Source organism: Nitratireductor sp. OM-1, from assembly GCF_003296175.1.
GTDB lineage: Bacteria > Pseudomonadota > Alphaproteobacteria > Rhizobiales > Rhizobiaceae > Nitratireductor > Nitratireductor aquimarinus.
Genome location: NZ_CP029208.1, coordinates 1,172,244 through 1,191,241, shown reverse-complemented (window position 1 = coordinate 1,191,241; position 18,998 = coordinate 1,172,244). Strand labels below are relative to the sequence as shown.

Annotated in this window: 19 protein-coding genes; 8 read left to right on the top strand and 11 right to left on the bottom strand. The window is 62.8% G+C overall.

Features of this window, described 5'->3' with window-relative positions; translation table 11 throughout:
• Positions 1-10 precede the first annotated feature (10 nt).
• Positions 11-1,057, bottom strand: coding sequence for a M42 family metallopeptidase (locus DEJ54_RS05685; protein ID WP_113156108.1), 1,047 nt, complete (start codon positions 1,055-1,057; stop codon positions 11-13).
• 99 nt (positions 1,058-1,156) lie between these two features.
• Positions 1,157-1,840 (bottom strand): helix-turn-helix transcriptional regulator, encoded by a 684-nt coding sequence (locus DEJ54_RS05680; RefSeq protein ID WP_113153713.1) that lies wholly within the window; start codon positions 1,838-1,840, stop codon positions 1,157-1,159.
• A gap of 92 nt (positions 1,841-1,932) precedes the next feature.
• Between DEJ54_RS05680 and DEJ54_RS05675 the strand changes: the two genes are divergently transcribed.
• The 3 genes from DEJ54_RS05675 to DEJ54_RS05665 all read left to right on the top strand — a co-directional run bounded on the left by DEJ54_RS05675 (position 1,933) and on the right by DEJ54_RS05665 (position 2,894).
• Positions 1,933-2,139, top strand: a complete 207-nt coding sequence (locus tag DEJ54_RS05675; protein WP_245447713.1) for a DUF1127 domain-containing protein — start codon at positions 1,933-1,935, stop codon at positions 2,137-2,139.
• 63 nt (positions 2,140-2,202) lie between these two features.
• Positions 2,203-2,535 (top strand): NIPSNAP family protein, encoded by a 333-nt coding sequence (locus DEJ54_RS05670; protein ID WP_113153712.1) that lies wholly within the window; start codon positions 2,203-2,205, stop codon positions 2,533-2,535.
• On the top strand, positions 2,532-2,894 hold the full coding sequence (locus tag DEJ54_RS05665; RefSeq protein WP_113156106.1) for an antibiotic biosynthesis monooxygenase: 363 nt from the start codon (positions 2,532-2,534) through the stop codon (positions 2,892-2,894). The genes DEJ54_RS05670 and DEJ54_RS05665 overlap by 4 nt, the downstream gene beginning before the upstream one ends.
• A 5-nt stretch (positions 2,895-2,899) precedes the next feature.
• Here the strand turns inward: DEJ54_RS05665 and mbfA are convergent, their stop codons facing one another.
• The 5 genes from mbfA to DEJ54_RS05640 form a co-directional block, all read right to left on the bottom strand.
• Positions 2,900-3,883: an iron exporter MbfA gene (gene mbfA / locus DEJ54_RS05660; RefSeq protein ID WP_113153711.1), complete on the bottom strand. Its 984-nt coding sequence runs from the start codon at positions 3,881-3,883 to the stop codon at positions 2,900-2,902.
• A gap of 372 nt (positions 3,884-4,255) precedes the next feature.
• Positions 4,256-5,389 (bottom strand): ABC transporter permease, encoded by a 1,134-nt coding sequence (locus DEJ54_RS05655; RefSeq protein ID WP_113153710.1) that lies wholly within the window; start codon positions 5,387-5,389, stop codon positions 4,256-4,258.
• Complete coding sequence (locus DEJ54_RS05650; protein ID WP_113153709.1) at positions 5,386-6,303, bottom strand: ABC transporter ATP-binding protein; 918 nt, start codon at positions 6,301-6,303, stop codon at positions 5,386-5,388. Before DEJ54_RS05650 ends, DEJ54_RS05655 begins: the two co-directional genes overlap by 4 nt.
• On the bottom strand, positions 6,300-7,253 hold the full coding sequence (locus tag DEJ54_RS05645) for an HlyD family secretion protein (RefSeq protein ID WP_113153708.1): 954 nt from the start codon (positions 7,251-7,253) through the stop codon (positions 6,300-6,302). Before DEJ54_RS05645 ends, DEJ54_RS05650 begins: the two co-directional genes overlap by 4 nt.
• Positions 7,250-7,954: a CerR family C-terminal domain-containing protein gene (locus DEJ54_RS05640; protein ID WP_113153707.1), complete on the bottom strand. Its 705-nt coding sequence runs from the start codon at positions 7,952-7,954 to the stop codon at positions 7,250-7,252. The genes DEJ54_RS05645 and DEJ54_RS05640 overlap by 4 nt, the downstream gene beginning before the upstream one ends.
• A gap of 535 nt (positions 7,955-8,489) precedes the next feature.
• On the opposite strand from DEJ54_RS05640, the gene DEJ54_RS05635 reads away from it, so the two are divergent.
• The 3 genes from DEJ54_RS05635 to DEJ54_RS05625 all read left to right on the top strand — a co-directional run bounded on the left by DEJ54_RS05635 (position 8,490) and on the right by DEJ54_RS05625 (position 11,436).
• Complete coding sequence (locus DEJ54_RS05635) at positions 8,490-9,302, top strand: YiiX/YebB-like N1pC/P60 family cysteine hydrolase (protein WP_113153706.1); 813 nt, start codon at positions 8,490-8,492, stop codon at positions 9,300-9,302.
• Complete coding sequence (locus DEJ54_RS05630) at positions 9,302-10,510, top strand: sodium:proton antiporter (RefSeq protein ID WP_113153705.1); 1,209 nt, start codon at positions 9,302-9,304, stop codon at positions 10,508-10,510. Before DEJ54_RS05635 ends, DEJ54_RS05630 begins: the two co-directional genes overlap by 1 nt.
• 131 nt (positions 10,511-10,641) lie before the next feature.
• On the top strand, positions 10,642-11,436 hold the full coding sequence (locus tag DEJ54_RS05625; protein WP_113153704.1) for a DUF2189 domain-containing protein: 795 nt from the start codon (positions 10,642-10,644) through the stop codon (positions 11,434-11,436).
• 9 nt (positions 11,437-11,445) lie between these two features.
• On the opposite strand, the gene DEJ54_RS05620 is transcribed toward DEJ54_RS05625, so the two are convergent.
• Complete coding sequence (locus DEJ54_RS05620; RefSeq protein ID WP_371685963.1) at positions 11,446-11,919, bottom strand: MarR family winged helix-turn-helix transcriptional regulator; 474 nt, start codon at positions 11,917-11,919, stop codon at positions 11,446-11,448.
• A gap of 131 nt (positions 11,920-12,050) precedes the next feature.
• Here DEJ54_RS05620 and lepA point away from each other — a divergent pair, with 131 nt between their 5' ends.
• Positions 12,051-13,859, top strand: coding sequence for a translation elongation factor 4 (gene lepA / locus DEJ54_RS05615; protein WP_113153702.1), 1,809 nt, complete (start codon positions 12,051-12,053; stop codon positions 13,857-13,859).
• A 188-nt stretch (positions 13,860-14,047) separates the two neighbouring features.
• Here the strand turns inward: lepA and DEJ54_RS05610 are convergent, their stop codons facing one another.
• The 3 genes from DEJ54_RS05610 to gyrB all read right to left on the bottom strand — a co-directional run bounded on the left by DEJ54_RS05610 (position 14,048) and on the right by gyrB (position 17,736).
• Positions 14,048-14,407 carry a hypothetical protein gene (locus DEJ54_RS05610; protein WP_113153701.1) on the bottom strand — a complete coding sequence of 120 codons (360 nt, stop codon included), beginning with the start codon at positions 14,405-14,407 and terminating at the stop codon, positions 14,048-14,050.
• 217 nt (positions 14,408-14,624) lie between these two features.
• Positions 14,625-15,119: a hypothetical protein gene (locus tag DEJ54_RS05605; protein ID WP_113153700.1), complete on the bottom strand. Its 495-nt coding sequence runs from the start codon at positions 15,117-15,119 to the stop codon at positions 14,625-14,627.
• 169 nt (positions 15,120-15,288) lie between these two features.
• The gene (gene gyrB / locus DEJ54_RS05600; RefSeq protein ID WP_113153699.1) at positions 15,289-17,736 is read right to left on the bottom strand and encodes a DNA topoisomerase (ATP-hydrolyzing) subunit B; all 2,448 of its coding nucleotides are present in this window, start codon (positions 17,734-17,736) and stop codon (positions 15,289-15,291) included.
• Between the two features lie 244 nt (positions 17,737-17,980).
• On the opposite strand from gyrB, the gene DEJ54_RS05595 reads away from it, so the two are divergent.
• A complete protein-coding gene (locus DEJ54_RS05595; RefSeq protein ID WP_113153698.1) occupies positions 17,981-18,955 on the top strand; it encodes a complex I NDUFA9 subunit family protein in 975 nt (324 codons plus the stop codon).
• The last annotated feature ends 43 nt before the right edge of the window (positions 18,956-18,998 follow it).

Genomic DNA, 18,998 nt, shown 5'->3' with positions numbered 1-18,998 from the left:
CGCTTCAGTCTCAGTTTTCGCCCAGATAGGCGACGATGATGTCGAGTGCGGCCTGAAGGTCGTTGCGGTCGATCATCTCGGTCACGGTGTGGATGTAGCGTGTGCCCACCACGATGCCCACGGCGCGCGCACCGGCGGCGGCCTGCTGGGCTGCCGCGCCATCCTGGCCGCCACGGGCCAGAATGGTGCGCTGGTAGGGGATCGCCTTCTTCTTGGCGAGCTGTTCGACTTCACGCACCAGCGCCTGATCGGCAATGAAGGACGAGTCCTTCACGTGCAGGCCAAAGCCCTGCCCCTGCTTCGTCACCGCCTCATGCTCGCCAATGCCCGGCGTGTCGCAGGCAAGCGTGGTGTCGATGCCGAGACCGATATCCGGCTTGACCGCATAGGCCGCCGTGCGCGCGCCGCGCAGGCCAACCTCTTCCTGCGCCGTGAAGGCCACATGGATCTCGCAATCATGCTTCGTGCCGGCTTCTTCCAGCGCGCGGATAACCTCGATGCCAAGCCAGCAGGCGACGCGGTTGTCGAGCGCCTTGGAGACGAACTTGTCACCCATTTCGAGGAAAGGCTCGTCCATCACCACGAAGTCGCCGACCTGCACCAGATCGCGCGCCTTTTCGCCAAGCCCCATGTCGACGATGAAATCGCCCGGCTCCGGCACCTTCTTGCGCTCTTCCGCACTCTGAATGTGGATCGGCTTGCCGGCGGGGTTCATCACGCCCTTGTAGTCGCCGCTCTCGGTGCAGATCAGCACACGGCGGGAGAACAGGTTGCGCGGATCAAAGCCGCCCACCGGATCGAGATGCAGGAAGCCCTTCTCGGTCACATGGGTAACGAGAAAGGCGATCTCGTCCATATGGCACAGAAGCATGATCTTGAGTGGATCGCCCTTGGTCTTCTTGCGCGGCTTGCGCACGCACAGGAGCGAGCCCATCGGATCGGTCCGCACTTCGTCGAACAGTCCCTCGATCTCTTTTTCGATGAGGGCGCGGACGCGCGTTTCATGGCCCGGCGCACCCGGCGTTTCGCAGAGCCTGCGCAGCAGTTCGGTGTTCATCATTGTCCCCGGCAGAGCTTTGTTGGAATCATTGGTGAGGGGCGACCATGGCGCAAAGCCGCGCGGAAGGAAACGGCCACGCCTGCGTTTCGCGCTGGCTCAGGCCTCGCGCAGCAGCTTGTCGAAGGCCGTGCGCCCCGGCGGCGTGAAGCGGATGATGCGGCTGTCCTTCTTCCGCCGCACCCAGCTCAGCGCGATGAAGCGGTCGAGCATGCCCGCGCCGAGACTGCCTGCCAGATGCGAACGCCGCACGCTCCAATCCAGACAGGAGCGACACATCGACCGCCGCTTCCTGCGCATCGCCTCGATGTCGAGCCCGAAATCGCAGAAGAAGCCAGCGCCCTTTTCCGTCAGGCTCACATCGCCTCCATCGATGGTGAGGAAGCCACGTCCGGCGAACGCATCGAACATGGCGACGCCCGCCTCGCCCGCCAGATGGTCGTAGCAGATGCGCGCTTCGCGCATGGCCGTGTCGCGCGGACCGGGCAACACTTTTCGCGGCCCCAGCGCCGCCGCGACCCCCATGATGGTTTCCAGCATACCCGCCACCTGATGATCGGACAGCGCGTAATAGCGATGACGGCCCTGCCGCGCCATGCGCAGCAGTCCGCCCTCGGTCAGCCTGGAAAGATGGGCGCTCGCCGTCGGCAGGGTGACGCCGGCCTCGACCGCCAGTTCGCTGGCCGTCAAAGCCGTGCCGCCCATCAGCGCAGCCAGCATGTTGGCGCGCGCCGGATCTCCGACGAGGCTGGCAATCTGGGCGAGGTCCGTTCCTGCTTTCATAGTTCGATGCTAATCAAAGTGTGAGTGTGCAGCAAGCGCTATTCTCTCCTTGTCGAACCAGGGAAAAAGCGATGCGCCCCTATGGAAAACCATTGACGCCATCTTCGATGCGGGACGCACGCCGCCCCCTGTCGATCACCGTCATGCTGCAACGTTTCGCAGCGCGCCTTGCGCTGGCCCCGGAACGCTATCGGCAGAGATGCATGCTTTCCGAACTAACCGACGAACAGTTGCGCGATGTGGGCCTGACCCGCCGCGACGTGCAGCGCGAATGCGCAAAACCCTTCTGGGACATCTGACACAGGAAACCCGAAAATGCTTCGATACCGACCGAAGCATGTCGGCAGGAGACAACCACCCCCATGACCATAACTTGCTTCATCCGCTACGAGATCGATCCCTTCAAGCGGGACGCCTTCGAGGAATATTCCCGCAACTGGGGTCAGGCGATCCCGCGCGCAGGCGTGGACCTGATCGGCTATTTCGCACCACATGAGGGCTCCACGACCACCGCCTATGGCGTTTACAATCTGGACAGTCTCGCAGCTTACGAAGAGTACCGGGCGCGGCTTGCCGCAAGCCCCGAAGGCCGCGCGAATTATGAATTCGCAAAGCGCGAACGTTTCATCCTGAAGGAGGACCGCATGTTTCTGAAACTTGCCTCCGCTCCCCATGCGAAATGGGTGCAGCCATGATCGCGGTGATCTTCGAAGTGGAGCCGGCGGCGGGAAAGCGCGATGCCTATCTTGGCATCGCCGCAGACCTGAGACCGATGCTCGACGGCGTGGATGGCTTCATTTCCATCGAACGGTTTCAGAGCCTCAATGACGGGAACCGGGTGCTCTCGCTCTCGTTCTGGCGCGATGAGGAAGCGGTGAAAGCCTGGCGCAACACGGAGGAACACAGGCAGGCGCAGCGCGCCGGGCGGAACGGCATATTTTCCGGCTACCGGTTACGCATCGCCCATGTCCTGCGCGATTACGGAATGACGGAGCGGGCCGAAGCACCTGCCGACAGCCGCGCCATGCATGGCGCGGCCCGTCGGTCGGTTTAACCCGGTCAGGCGTTGCCTATGAGCATGCCTGCAGCAAACACCAGCGCGCCACCGAGCACCACCTGGAAGGTGGCGCGGCTCCACGGGGTTTCCATGTAGCGATTCTGGATCCAGGCGATTGCCCAAAGCTCGACGAACACGATGATGAAGGCGATGATCGTCGCGGTCCAGAAATGCGGGATCAGATAGGGCAGCGCGTGGCCGAGGCCGCCCACCGTGGTCATGATGCCGGTGGTTATGCCGCGCTTGATCGGCGAGCCGCGACCCGAGATCACGCCATCGTCCGACGCCACTTCGGTGAAGCCCATGGAGATGCCTGCGCCGATGGAGGCGGCGAGACCGACCAGGAAGGTCTGCCAGGTGTCGCCGGTGGCGAAGGCGGCGGCGAAGATGGGCGCCAGCGTGGAGACGGAGCCGTCCATCAGGCCGGCAAGGCCCGGCTGGACATAGGTCAGAACGAACTGTTTGTGCTCTGTCTGGTCTTCCTCGGCGCGCTCGTCTGCGCCCAGATGTTTTTCCGAAAGCCGGTGCGCCAGCGATTCATGCGCCTTTTCTGCAGCGGCAAGGTCGCCAAGCAGCTTGCGGATGCCCGCATCCTCCGTGCGCTTGGCCGCTTCCACATAGAAGCGGTGCGCCTGGTCTTCCATTTGCTCGGCCTGCGCGCGCACCTTCTCCAGTCCCAGCGGACGCACCAGCCAGTCGGGTTTGCGCTCGTAATAGCCGCGCACATGCTCACGACGGATCAGCGGAATGCGCTCGCCGAACCGTGCGCGGTGCGCCTCGATCAGCGCGGCGCGATGTCCGTCCTCTTCCTTCGCCATCTCTTCGAACACGGCGGCAGAATGCGGAAAGTCCTCGCGCAGACCGTCCGCATAGGCGCGGTAGATGCGCGCATCATCTTCTTCCGACGAGATGGCGAGAGCGAGAATTTCCTGTTCAGTCAGCGATGAGAAGGAGCGGCGGGAGGAACCTAAGAAGCGAGAGAGCATTGTCCGGGCAATCCATTGTTTAGAATTATTCTAATTTAAGAACCAAGTGCGCCCGCGTCAACGCTCATGGCTTATTCAGTCATAACCATTCGCTTGGCACAGAGCATCGGACCGAAAAACGGGAACCGGTTTTCGGACGAATCCGATGCTCAATCATAAGTGTGGATCGTCCTTTGTGCGTCCAAACGGACGCACGGCGATCCAGAGCATCGGACCGAAAAGTGGAAACCGGTTTTCGGGCAAAACCGATGCTCAATCATAAGTGTGGATCGTCCTTTGTGCGTCCAAGCGGACGCACGGCGATCCAGAGCATCGGACCGAAAAACGGGAACCGGTTTTCCGGCAAAGCCGATGCTCGATCAAAAGCTCAGATCAATCGAGCGTCCGGCGGAAGCGCAGCAGCGCAAACCCGGCATAGATGAAGATGAACAGCACCAGAATGCCCGTCTCGAAAGCGATGGCCGGCAGGTCTGCTCCCTTCAGCATCACGGCGCGGATCACGCGCAGAAAATGAGTGAGCGGGAAGATCTCGCCAAGCCACTGCGCCCAGTCCGGCATGCCGCGAAACGGGAACATGAAACCGGAGAGAAGGAGCGATGGCAGGAAGAAGAAGAAGGTAAGCTGCATGGCCTGCATCTGCGTGCGCGCCACAGTGGAGATCGTGTAACCGAGCAGAACCAGAGACAGCACGAAGATCAGCACCGCCACAAGCAGCAGCCACAGGCTGCCCACGAAGGGCACGCCGAACAGCAGCTTCGCCGCCCCCAGAATGACGGCCACCTGCACGGCGCCCACGACGAGATAGGGCAGCACCTTGCCCAGCATGATCTCCAGCGGGCTGGCGGGCATGGCGAGCAGGTTTTCCATCGTGCCGCGTTCGCGCTCGCGCGTCAGCGCGATGGAGGTCATCATCACCATGGTCATCTGCAGGATGACGCCCAGAAGACCGGGCACGATGTTGTACTGCGAGAGCCCTTCGGGATTGTAGCGGCGGTGAACGATGACCTCGAGCCGGTCGGCGGGCTTTGCCTCGGAGGCGGGCACGCCACGCTCGCGCAGAAGCGCCTCGGCGGCGACCGTGCCCAACGTGGAAATGGCCCCGGAGGCAACCGATGGATCGGTGGCGTCGGCCTCAATGAGGATTTGCGGGCGCTGCCCCCGGTCGACCCGGCGCGCAAAGTCCGACGGGATGGTGACGACAAACACCACCTCACCGCTCGCCATCAGATGCTCGGCCTCTTCGGCACTGCCCACCACGTGGTCGAAGCGGTAATAGTCCGTATTCTCCAGCGCAGAGACCATGGCCCGGCTGTAGTGATCCTGGCTCAGCGAAACGAGCGCCGCCGGCAGGGCCTTCGGGTCGCTGTTGATCGCATAGCCGAACAGCACGAGCTGCATGAGCGGAACGCCGAGCATCATCCCGAAGGTGATGCGGTCGCGCCGCATCTGGATGAACTCCTTGATGAGCAGCGCCATGAGCCGGCCAAGGGAGAAGATGCGGTTCATTGCATGTTGTCCGTCGAATTGGTCATGAACTGGATGAAGACATCCTCAAGACTGGTCTCGCCGCGCGAAACGGTCACGCCGTCGCGTCCTTCAAGATCGGCCAGCGCAGCCCTTAGCGCGGCTTCGTCCGAGCCCACCACGTGCAGGCTCGCGCCGAAGGGGGCGACCTGCTCGACGCCCGGCCGCTGCCGCAGCTCCGCGGCGAGCTGTTCGAGTTTCGGCCCATCCACCAGATAGGTGACAAGCCCCGCATCCCGCACGACGTCCGCCACCGTTCCGGTGGCCAGAAGCGTGCCGTAGGAGATGTAGGAGATGCGGTGGCAGCGCTCGGCCTCGTCCATGTAGTGGGTCGAGACGAGGACGGTCAGACCGTCGGCGGCAAGCCGGTGGATCTCGTCCCAGAACTCGCGGCGCGCCTTGGGGTCGACACCCGCTGTCGGCTCATCGAGAAGCAGAAGCTTTGGCTGATGCATGATGCAGGCTGCCAGCGCCAGTCGCTGCTTCCAGCCGCCGGAAAGCGTTCCGGCAAGCTGGTTGCGGCGCGAGGTGAGGCCCAGATCCTCCAGCGTGCGATCCACATGCGCACCGACCGGTTTCAGATCGTAAAGCCGGGCGACGAAGGCCAGGTTCTCGGCAATGGTGAGGTCTTCATAGAAGGAGAAGCGCTGCGTCATGTAGCCGACCTCGCGCTTGATCCTGAGCCCCTCGCTCCGCAGATCGTAGCCGAGCACCGTGCCCTCGCCCTCATCCGGGGTCAAAAGCCCGCACATAATGCGGATCGTGGTTGTCTTGCCCGAACCGTTGGGTCCGAGAAAGCCAACGATTTCCCCTCTGGCAACCTGCATGGTCACCTGGTTCACGACGGTCTTGTCGCCGAACCGCTTGACGAGACCGTGGACGTCGATGGCGTTCATTGCGCGTCTGCCTTGAGGCGCACATCGACGATCTGCCCCGGCTGAAGACTGCGGGCATCCCCCTCCGGTCGCGCCTCGATGAGGTAGACGAGTTTCTGCCGCGTCTCGAGCGAATAGATCACCGGCGGCGTGAACTCCGGCTCGGGCGAGATATAGGAAATGCGTGCGGTCAGCCCCGGTGCGCACCCATCGCAATTGACCGCCAGCAACGCGTCCGGCTGCACGCTGGAGAACGCGGCTTCCGGCACATAGACCTTGAGCTTCACCTCGCCATCCGGCAACAGCGAAACCACCGGCGCGGAGGGGCCGGCCACATCTCCGGCATTGCGGATCACATCATCGATGCGGCCTGCGGCTGGGGCCTTGATGGCGCGTTCGGAAAGACGCCATTGCGCCTGTTCCAGCGCCGCTTCCATCTGATCGCGGCGCTTGGCCGCGGCCTTGATCGCCTCGGCGCGGGCCGGCAGGCGGGCAACGGCCAGATTGGCCTCGGCCTGGCCTATGCGCGTGTCCGCCAGCTCCTTGGCCGTCTTCGCCTTGTCGAGCTCGGCCTGCGCGGCAATGCCCCGGCGAAACAGGTCCTGCGTGCGCGAGAGCACGCGTCCGGCTTCCGCCGCCTCGGCATTGGCGGACGAAAGCGCAGCTTCCAGAACGGCGATCTCTTCCGGGCGCTTCGCCTCCTGAAGGTCGGCGAGATGCGCCTCCGCTTCGGCCAGCCCCGCCTCGGCCTGACGCACGGCGATCCGCGCATCCGTCTCATCCATCATGGCAACGGTCGCGCCCGCCTCAACGATTGCGCCACGCCGCACGGGCACCGCGCTCAGCTGGCCAACCTCGGTGGGCGCAAGCAACACATAATCGCCTTCCACATAGCCGACGGCCAGCGGGGCCTCGCCACTGCAGCCAGACAGGAAACCTGCCAGAAGAGGAATTGCGCAAAGCATGCTCATGACTTTGTGTCCTTGTCGCGCGTCTGCGCGGTCAGAATGGCTTCCAGATTGCTGCTGGCGATGGCTGTGATGGCTGCCGCCTCGCGGCTGCCGATATCGCTCCACCCCATGCGCCGCTGCACCGCCTCGCTGGCGATGCGGAAATAGACGAGCTGCCCGATCAGCGTGAAAACGGTGAGTTTGGTTTCGTCACTCTCCGCCGGCCGACCGGTGGCCGCTTCCCACACCTGGCAGAGGCGTGTGTGCACCGGCGCGAAAACACCGTCATAGATGCGGTCGAGCGCAACGGTGGGATGGGCCAGTTCCCGAAGAACGAATTTGACGATCAGGCCCGCTTCGGGCCGCGCGGCGATGAAGCCCGTCATGGTTTCGAGAACCCGCATCAGGATGGCGCGCGCTGCGACCGGATCGAGCTGCCCCGTCGCCTCGGACGGCACATCGAGAGCGCTGCCCGCGATGCCGCCGACCAGCTCGACGATGTGATCCGCACAGGCCGCGCGCAGCCCCTCCTTGCCGCCGAAATGGTAGGAGATCGAACCGATATTGGCCCCGGCCGCGCTCGCGATTTCCCGCGTCGTTGTGCCGTCATAGCCCTTCTCGCCAAACAGCTTCAGCCCGGCCTGAATGAGCGAAAGCCGCGTGTGCTCTGCCGAAGAAAGACGCGCACCAGTGTCCGGTAAATCATGATTGCCCTGTTTCATGCATCAAATTTAATCAAACGATTGAATAAAGTCAATCGTTTGTCGCACCCCTCCAGACACGGATGCCACAGCGCCTGCCCTGAACGACAACACCGACAGATCGCCGCGTGTCCGCTTCGACGCAAAAGGGCGACCAAACACCTGACGGAGCATGGGAAGAACAGAGAACCGGATTCCACTTTTCGGTTTGATGCTCTAGGGTCAGGACCCATTAATATGGCCGCAATGGCGATCGATAGACCAAGAGATGCTAGGAAAAGCCCGCAGAGCGGGGTCTTTCCCCGGTCAAGGGGTTTGACGCGGCAGGTCGCCGGTCAATCGATCGTCCTTCGGATCGGCCTGATTTGCACGGGCGACTTTGTCGCAAGCCCTTGAAAGACGTGGAGTCTTCCTGCGGCCTTGCTTCGCGTATCCGCACAAATCAGGCCGACCATTGTGGCCATATTAACGGGACCTGACCCTAGGGTCTGCAACGTCGAATGGTTCGCCCCATGAGCGAACCGGATAATGCTGCTTGATTGGCGGACGGGAGCGCATGAGCGAACAATCCAGCACCCTGCTCGACCGGCTCGGCCGGTTTCTGGCGCGGCGACTGCAGAGCGAATCCTCAGGCTATCAGCCCTACACCCCGTCCGACCCGGAAACCCTGCACCGCACCCTGCAGCCCGGTGACATTCTTCTGATCGAGGGTAACCAGCGCATCTCGGCAGCGATCAAATATCTCACCCAGTCCACCTGGAGCCATGCCGCGCTCTATGTCGGCGACGCGCTGCCCGAGCCGGAAGACGGCTCCGAGCGGCCACGCCTCGTGGAGGTCATTCTCGGTGATGGCTGCATCGCGGCGCCGCTTTCAAAGTACAAAACCTACAACACCCGCATCTGTCGGGCGAGCGGCCTCACTCCGGATGACCGGAACGCCATCATTGACTTCATGGTCGGCAAGCTCGGGCTGCGCTACGACATGCGCAACATCTTCGATCTGCTGCGCTATTTCATGCCCACGCCACCCGTGCCAGTGCGCTGGCGGCGGCGCATGATCGCGCTTGGCTCAGGCGATCCCACCCGCGCCATCTGCTCCTCGCTCATCGCCCAGGCCTTTCAGGGCGTGCGCTACCCGATCCTGCCGGAAACGGTGAAAGCCAAGGGGCATGCCTCGGCGGAGTCAGCCTATTCACGGCGCGAAATCCTGCACATCCGCCATCACAGCCTGTTCACGCCACGCGATTTCGACCTTTCGCCCTACTTTGCCATCGTCAAGCCGACGCTCACTTTCGGCTTCGACTACAAGACGCTCAACTGGGCCGAACGCAAGGACGACCAGACGGCTGAAGAGAACGGAAACAGCTGATGGAGCTTCACGCAGCGCTGGCGCTTCTGTTCCTCTGCTTCACCGCCTATTCACTGGTCTCACGCAGGCTCGAAGCCTCGGTCCTTTCCGGCCCGATGCTTTTCACCGCGCTGGGCTACGGCTTCTTCGAAGCAGACAGCAACCTCACCGCCGCGCTCGGCAACTCCATTGTCGAGTTCCTCGCCACGGCAACGCTGGCGATCATCCTGTTTCGCGATGCGGCCAATATCCGAATTTCCGGCGTCATGGCGGAGCGCGCCACCGCGCTTCTGTCTGCGCGGCTCCTGTTCATCGGCATTCCGCTCACCATCCTTGCCGGCACGCTGGCCGGCATGGCGCTGTTCCCCACGCTGGGCCTGTTCGGCGCGCTGGTTCTGGCCATCGTTCTGACCCCCACCGATGCAGCGCTGGCGCAGCCCGTTTTCGGCAATGACGGATTGCCGGAAGTGGAGCGCGAGGCGCTCGATGTAGAGAGCGGGCTGAATGACGGGCTGTGCCTGCCGCTGCTTCTGATCGCACTTGCCCTTGCGGCCGACACAGGCAGCGGCCAGGGCATGGCGGGGCATGCGACCTTCTTCGTCAAGCAGGTGGTGTTCGGGCCGCTGGTCGGTCTGGCGGTCGGCTATCTGGGTGCGGCCGCCAGCGAGTTTGCGCTGCTGCGACGCCTTTCCAACCCGGCAGGGCGCACCCCGATCATGGTCACGCTCGCTGGCCTTGCCTATCTCGCAGCGGAACTGACCGGCGGCAATGGCTTCCTCGCCGCCTTCTCGGCCGGCCTTGCCTTTGGCTGGCGCCTGCCCGCGCACACGGTCGCCGGCATGAGCAATTTCGCCATGACGGAAGGATCGATCCTCACCAATCTCACATTCCTCCTGTTCGGTGCGGCGCTGCTGCCGCAGGCCTTCGAGACACCGCTTCTGCCCAGTCTCATCTACGCAGCCCTCAGCCTCACCGTTATCCGCATGGTTCCCGTTCTGCTGGCCATGCTGGGAACCAAAACGACGCTGCGCGCGCGCCTCTTTGTCGGATGGTTCGGCCCGCGCGGGCTTGCCTCCGTGCTCTACCTCATCCTCGTCGTCGACCAGTCCGGTTTCGACGCCGCCAGCGCCATCACCGACATCGCGGTTTTCGCCATCCTTCTGTCGGTCGTGCTGCATGGCGCGAGCGCGCCCTTCGCCAAACGGGTGTTCTTCCCGAAAACCGACTGACGGCGTTCAACCCGCGCTCCGCAAGATGTGACCGGCCCGCGCCTCGCCGTAAGGCAGCACGGGGCCTATACTCTCCGCCATGCTGTCGCCGGGCTGCGGCCTGCAACCCGGCCAATCCGGGAGGTCAGAAAATGACTGGTTTTCACGTCATGGCCGGAACCGACAAGACACTCAGATTGCCGGCCGTTCGAAAGATCACCACGTCGGATGTGATCGACGCGCTTGGACGCGGGCTCGACGACTTCTGGCAGAAGCCATCGCACTATGCGTTTCTCTGCCTCATCTATCCGCTGGTCGGTGTGGTTCTCATCTACTGGGCGTCGGGCGCAAATGCGCTGCCGCTCCTGTTCCCGCTCGTCTCGGGCTTTGCCCTGCTTGGCCCGTTTGCGGCACTCGGCCTCTATGAGATCAGCCGGCGGCGCGAAGCCGGGCTCGATACATCCTGGCGGCATGCATTCAACGTGCGCAGATCACCGGCCATCCCGTCCATTGTGGCGGTCGGCGCGATGCTCTTTGCGATGTTCATAGCGTGGCTTCTCGTCGCGCAGGGGCTTTACACGCGCCTGCTCGGTCCCGAACCGCCGGCATCGATGACGCAATTTCTCGAGACCCTGTTCACGACCGATGCAGGCTTCATGCTTCTGCTGCTTGGCAATGCCATCGGCTTCATCTTCGCCCTTGTGGTGCTGATCACCACGTCCATTGCGTTTCCGATGCTGCTTGATCGCGATTGCGGCGCCGTGGCCGCCATCATCACATCCGTGCGGGCGGCGAGCACCAATCCGGTGCCCATCGCACTCTGGGGCCTGCTCGTTGCAGGCGCACTGCTTGTGGGATCGCTGCCGCTCTTCGCGGGCCTCGCCGTGGTCATGCCGATCCTCGGCCACGCGACATGGCATCTCTATCGCAAACTGGTTGCGGAGTGAGAGACGCGCTTACGGGCAGGCGGTCTGCCCGTTGCCGCCGGACACCGTGGCGCAGAGATTGGCGGCCATCTTGTTGAGCGCGCCAACCAGAACCCTGCGCTCGTCCTCGGCCATATCAAGAAGCGCTTCGTCATAGACAGACGTGCTGATCTGCCGAATGCTGTCGCAGGCTTCACGCGCTTTCTGGGTGATGTGGATCATGCGCACGCGCCGGTCCATTCTGCCCGCGCGCCGCACCACCCAGCCATTCTCGGCCATGCGGTCGACCATGCGCGAAACGCTGATCGGCTCCACTTCCAGAAACTCGGCCAGCCGCGCCTGCGGCACGCCGTCTTCTTTCATCAACCGGAACAGAAGTCCCCACTGAGCGGATGAAAGTCCGTACTCGTTGCCCTTCTCCTGAAAGCGCCGGCGCATCAATCGCGCGACGTCATGGATCAGGAGGCCGAGTTTGTGTCTGTCTGGATTGCTCATCCCGAGCATATATGGTGGGCGCGCCGTCGGTACAATAAGAGGCCTCATTTTCCGAAAAGCGCACTCTGCCGCTGCATACGCTGCAATCTGCCAGCGCAATATGCTTGTCGAAAATGAGGCCGCCTGCTAGAGCCTGCGACATGACGAACACGCCACTTTCCCATATCCGCAACTTTTCCATCGTCGCGCATATCGACCATGGCAAGTCGACCCTTGCCGACCGGCTGATCCAGATGACGGGTTCGCTGGCCGATCGCGAGATGAAGGATCAGATCCTCGACTCGATGGACATCGAGCGTGAACGCGGCATCACCATCAAGGCCCAGACCGTGCGCCTCGAATATGATGCGCGAAACGGCGAGCACTATGTGCTGAACCTGATCGACACGCCCGGCCACGTGGACTTCGCCTATGAAGTCTCGCGTTCGCTTTCGGCGTGCGAGGGTTCGCTTCTCGTGGTCGACGCCAGCCAGGGCGTCGAAGCGCAGACGCTGGCCAATGTCTATCAGGCCATCGACAACGATCATGAGATCGTCACCGTTCTCAACAAGGTGGATCTGCCCGCAGCCGACACCGAGCGCGTGAAAGAGCAGATCGAAGAGGTGATCGGCCTCGACGCCTCCGACGCGATCCCGATTTCGGCGAAGACCGGCGTGGGCATCGACGATGTTCTGGAAGCCATCGTCACCCGCCTCCCCGCCCCCGAAGGCGGCGACCGGGAAGCCCCGCTCAAGGCGCTGCTGGTCGACAGCTGGTACGACGCCTATCTCGGCGTGATCGTGCTGGTGCGCGTGATCGACGGCAAGCTCAAGAAGGGCCAGACCATCCGCATGATGGGCACCGACGCTAAATATCCGGTGGACCGGGTTGGCGTGATGACCCCGAAGATGGTGATGGTGGACGAACTTGGCCCCGGCGAGATCGGCTTTATCACCGCTTCGATCAAGGAAGTGGCCGACACCCGCGTCGGCGATACGATCACCGAAGACAAGCGCCAGACCACATCGCCCCTGCCAGGCTTCAAGCCGGCGCAGCCGGTGGTGTTCTGCGGCCTGTTCCCGGTCGATGCCGCAGACTTCGAAGACCTGCGCGCCGCCATGGGCAAGCTGCGCCTCAACGACGCTTCGTTCTCGTTCGAGATGGAAACCTCTGCGGCGCTCGGCTTCGGCTTCCGCTGCGGCTTCCTCGGCCTTCTGCATCTGGAGATCATTCAGGAGCGGCTTGAGCGCGAGTTCAATCTCGACCTGATCGCCACCGCGCCTTCCGTGGTCTACCGCATGAACCTCACCTCCGGTGACCAGGTGGAGCTGCACAACCCCGCCGACATGCCGGACATTGTGCGCATCGACACGATCGAGGAGCCGTGGATCAAGGCGACGATCCTGACGCCGGACGATTATCTCGGCCCGATCCTCAAACTCTGCCAGGATCGTCGCGGCATCCAGACCGACCTCTCCTATGTCGGCAAGCGCGCCATGGTGACCTACGAGCTGCCGCTCAACGAAGTCGTGTTCGACTTCTATGACCGGCTCAAATCCATCACCAAGGGCTATGCCAGCTTCGACTACCAGATCATCGGATATCGCGAAGGCGATCTGGTGAAGATGTCGGTTCTCGTCAATGAAGAGCCGGTCGACGCGCTCTCCATGCTGGTGCACCGGCAGGCTGCCGAAAAGCGCGGCCGCGCCATGTGTGAGAAGCTCAAGGAGCTGATCCCCCGCCACATGTTCAAGATCCCGATCCAGGCCGCCATTGGCGGCAAGGTGGTCGCGCGCGAAACCATTTCGGCCATGCGCAAGGACGTGACGGCGAAGTGTTACGGCGGCGACGTGACCCGCAAGCGCAAGCTGCTCGAGAAGCAGAAAGAGGGCAAGAAGCGCATGCGCCAGTTCGGCAAGGTGGAGATTCCGCAGGAAGCCTTCATCCAGGCGCTGAAGATGAGCGACTAGATCGCCGTGCGTCCATCAGGACGCTCGAAGGACGATCTACGGTCAGGCGGGAACGCCTGACACCAGAAATGCGATGAGACCCGCTGGCGAAAGCCTGCGGGTCTCACGCTTGATGCCACCTGTGCGGGCTGCCCCGCCACCCGTACCCGGCGGCATCGTCCGGGTGTTGGTGATCAGAGGGTGGCGCTTCAACGCGCCTTGAGCCGGAAGCCCCCGCCATTGCATTCCACGATCTGCTTGCCGGCCATCTGGTAGGCCGAGTCCCAGGAAACCTGCACCTGTTTGGGGCAGCCATTGTAGGACTTGTTGACCAGGTTCACGCTGCCCTGCGGCGTGTTGGCGGTGATCTTCACCAGCTTCAGCCCCTTGGCGCTGCTGATCGTACAGACCACATGATTGGGAATGGAGCAGTTCATGGCCGGCCCGGCCATCTGCGGGGCCAGTGCAAACTGGCCGGCGACGCCTGCCGTCGGCAGACCGGTTGCGGTGATCATGGCAAGCGATGCGGCGACCATGGCGAAGCGACGTGCGTTGAACGAATAGGACATTTTGTTTCTCCAGTAGCGTTTTTCAGAAGGGGCATTCGCGCCCCGGATCGCCGTGCGTCCATACGGACGCACAAGGACGACCTAAGCTCTTGATGGAGCATCGGAACTATCCGAAAACCGGTTTCCACTTTTCGGTCCGATGCTCCAGCATTCGTCAGTCGCTGCACGCTGGAGAAAGGTTCATAAAAAAAATCAGGCAGCACCCAAGGCCACTTCGCTATCGCCGTTCAAGCTCCGGGTTCCTGTGATAGCCCGGACCGATCGTGAGCGGCTTTTCCGGAACAACCGTATCGGCAATCTGGCTCGCATAGCTGTGCTCTTCCTGCCAGAGCAGGGTGGTCTTCGTACGATCATAGACCCGGATCTCGACGCGATAGGGCTTCTTCGCTTCAACCCCGCGAACGGGCGGGGTGCGCAACGCGTAGCGATCCGTCATCGTGCTCACGCGTTCGGAAACCACCAGCGGCGCACCACCCGCCGGATCCTCGAACGTCGCTTCGATGATCGACCCGCTGGCGAGCGGGCGCACCACCTGTGCCGTGAAACCGTAGAAGATTTCGGCCTCGCGATAGTTGAACATGAACCCGCCGCCGAGGATTTTAAGGTAGGGCGCGTCGGCAGGGTCCTCACGCGTGAACCAGCCCACCGCGAACAGCACCGCACACAGCGCCAGCGCCGCGATGATGATGTTCCTGAAGGAAAAGGCTCGCATCGCCAGCCTCCGTTCTGGCCCCGATTTGCCCCGACTGGCCGATCATCCCGCGAAACAGCGCGCGTGTCGACAAGTGCGATCCGGGCCGGCGACTGCTTCCTCGCAGCACAAAAGAAAAACGGCGCGGATCTCTCCGCGCCGTTTCAAAAGCGTTCTTCTCGCAAAGCGGTCAGATGTCGAGATTGGCCACCGAAAGCGCATTGTCCTGAATGAACTCGCGGCGGGGCTCCACCTCGTCGCCCATCAGGCGCGAGAAGAGCGAATCCGCGTCGGTGGCGTCCGTCACCTTCACCTGAAGCAGCGAACGCGCATCCGGGTCGAGCGTCGTCTCCCAGAGCTGCTCGGCATTCATCTCGCCCAGCCCTTTGTAGCGCTGCATGGTGAGGCCCTTGCGCCCCGTGGCGAACACGGCGTCGAGCAACGCCATCGGCCCGCTGATGACTTCGGACTTGTCCTTGCGGCGCAGCATCGGAGACTTGGTGTAAATCTCCTGCAGGCGCTCGGTGTAGCGATCAATGGCGCGCGCATCAGCCGACGCAACAAGCGCTGAATCCAGCACCACCACTTCGCGCACGCCGCGCACGGTGCGCTCGAAAAGATATCCGCCAGCGCCCTCATTGGAGGGATTCACCCGGCCTTCCCAGCCGCGTTCGATGTCTTCGGAGATCATGTCCAGACGTTCGGCCACCTTCTGTGCGGCCTCGGCTGCCCTGCCCGGATCGGCCAGCACCGCCGCATTGAGCGCACCGGCAATGGCCGCCTGCTCGACAACGGAACGGCTGTAGCGTGTGTGCAGGCCATTGATGAGCTGGCGCACGCCGCGTGCATCGTCGATGACCTGCTTGAGGTCCTGCCCGCCACGCACTTCGCCATTGGACAGTTCGAGCGTTGCTTCCTCAAGACCGGAATTGATCAGGAACTCCTCGAACGCCGCTTCGTCCTTGATGTACTGGACGGACTTGCCACGCGTCACCTTGTAGAGCGGCGGCTGGGCGATATAGAGGTTTCCACGCTCGATCAGCTCCGGCATCTGCCGGAAGAAGAAGGTCAGGAGCAGCGTGCGAATGTGGGCGCCGTCGACGTCGGCGTCCGTCATGATGATGATCTTGTGATAGCGCAGCTTGTCGGCGTTGAACTCGTCCTTGCCGATGCCGGTGCCGAGCGCCGTGATCAGCGTGCCGATCATGTCGGACGACAGCATGCGGTCGAAGCGGGCGCGCTCCACATTGAGGATCTTGCCGCGCAGCGGCAGGATCGCCTGGTTCTTGCGCGACCGGCCGGATTTGGCCGAACCGCCAGCGGAGTCACCCTCGACGATGAAGATTTCGGACTTCGCCGGATCGCGTTCCTGGCAATCGGCCAGTTTGCCCGGCAGCGAGGTGATGTCGAGCACGCCCTTGCGGCGCGTCAGCTCGCGCGCCTTGCGGGCTGCCTCACGCGCAGAGGCCGCTTCCACCACCTTGCCGATCAGCGTCTTGGCTTCCGTCGGATGCTCTTCGAACCATGTGCCAAGCGCCTCGTTGACGAGGCTTTCCACCACGGGGCGCACTTCCGAGGACACGAGCTTGTCCTTGGTCTGTGACGAGAACTTCGGGTCCGGCACCTTGACCGAGAGAACGGCCGTCAGGCCTTCACGGCAGTCATCGCCCGTGAGCGAGACCTTTTCCTTCTTGGTCAGGCCGGAACTGTCTGCATAGCCGGTCACCTGGCGCGTCAGCGCGCCACGGAAGCCGGCCATATGCGTGCCGCCATCGCGCTGCGGGATGTTGTTGGTGAAGCACAGCACGTTCTCGTGGTAGGAATCGTTCCACCACATCGCCACTTCCACCGTGATCCCGTCCTTCTCACCGCCAATGGCTATGGGGGCTTCGATCAGCGGCTTCTTGGCGCGGTCGAGATATTTCACGAACTCCACGATGCCGCCGTCGAACAGGAATTCCTGGCTCTTCTCGTCGGCATGGCGCTTGTCCGTCAGCAGGATGCGCACGCCGGAGTTCAGGAACGCGAGCTCGCGCAGGCGGTGCTCCAGCGTGTCGTAGTTGAACTCCGTCATGGTGAAGGTCTCGGGCGAAGGCATGAAGCTCACTTCCGTGCCCGTCTCACTGCCCGCATCGCCCGTAACGGCCAGCGGCGCATCGGCAACGCCATGCGAGAAGCTCATCTCGTGGATCTGGCCCTTGCGGCGGATCTTGAGCTTCAGCTTGGTGGAAAGCGCGTTCACCACGGACACGCCCACGCCGTGCAGACCGCCAGACACCTTATAGGAGTTCTGGTCGAACTTACCGCCCGCGTGCAGCTGCGTCATAATGACCTCGGCCGCCGAGACCCCCTCTTCCGCATGCATGTCGGTGGGAATGCCGCGGCCATTGTCCGTGACGGTGACGAAGCCGTCAGCGGTGAGCGTCACGGTCACCAGCGTGGCGTGACCGGCAAGCGCCTCATCGATGGCGTTGTCGACCACCTCATAGACCATGTGATGGAGGCCGGAGCCGTCATCCGTGTCGCCGATATACATGCCGGGGCGCTTGCGAACAGCGTCCAGCCCCTTCAATACCTTGATGGATTCCGCGCCGTATTCGGCCTGTTCGCCTGGGAGAGTTTCGGGCGTGTCGCTCATCAAATTCTTTCACTCAGGAGCCCGGAGGGAACCCCCTGTAGGGCATGGGAAAAACGCGCTGCGAATCAGTCAGCGCTCACTGACCAAGATATAGGCGTTTCATGGCTTTTTTCCAAGTTTTCGGGCCATTTCGGGCTGGGGATGACGGCTTGCGCCGCGACATGTTCATCTTGTTGCCCCATCGCCCTTTGCCTTTGGCGCGAAACCGACTATGTAGCCCCTGAGAAATCGGAGACCGAGGCAAATGGCAACGATCAGCCAGAACCCTAAGCTCATCACCATTTTTGGCGGCTCAGGCTTTGTCGGCCGTCATCTGGTGCAGGCGCTCACCAAGCGCGGGCATCGTGTGCGCGTTGCCTGCCGCAACCCCAATTCGGCGATCCACCTGCAGCCGCTTGGCAATGTGGGACAGGTGCAGGCCGTGCAGGCAAACCTGCGCAACCGCGCCTCCATCGACCGGGCCGTTGAAGGGGCGGACCATGTGATCAACCTGGTCGGCATCCTCTATGAATCCGGCCGTCAGTCCTTCGACGCCGTGCAGAATTTCGGCGCGCGCGCCGTCGCGGAGGCCGCCCGTGCAGCCGGCGCGAAGCTGACGCATGGCTCCGCCATCGGCGCCGACCTGAATTCCGACTCCGACTACGCCCGCACCAAGGCGCTGGGCGAGCAGGCGGTTCTGGAGACCGTGAAGGATGCGGTGATCATTCGCCCCTCCATCGTGTTCGGTCCGGAAGACGACTTCTTCAACCGCTTCGCCAATCTGGCGCGTTTCTCGCCCTTCCTGCCGCTCATCGGCGGTGGCGAGACGAAGTTCCAGCCTGTTTATGTGGGCGATGTGGCCGAAGCCTATGCCCGCTCCGTGGACGGCGACCTGGAAGGTGGCCAGATCTATGAGCTGGGCGGCCCGGAAGTGCTTTCGTTCCGCGAATGCCTCGAAGAGATGCTGGAAGCCACCTACCGCAAACGCTGGTTCGTTTCCCTGCCCTGGTTCGTGGCGCGCATTCAGGCCCGCATTCTCGGCCTTCTGCCCAAGCCGATGCTGACGCTCGACCAGGTGAAGCTTCTGAAGTCCGACAATGTCGTTTCCGAGGAGGCGAAAGCCGCCGGCCGCACGCTCGACGGGCTCGGCATCCAGAAGCATTCGCTTGCAGCCATCCTGCCCACCTATCTGTGGCGTTATCGCCCGGCAGGCCAGTTCACCCGCAAGCAGTTCCTCTAGAGCATCGGTTATTCCGATGCTCCATCAGGGAAATGGATTGTCC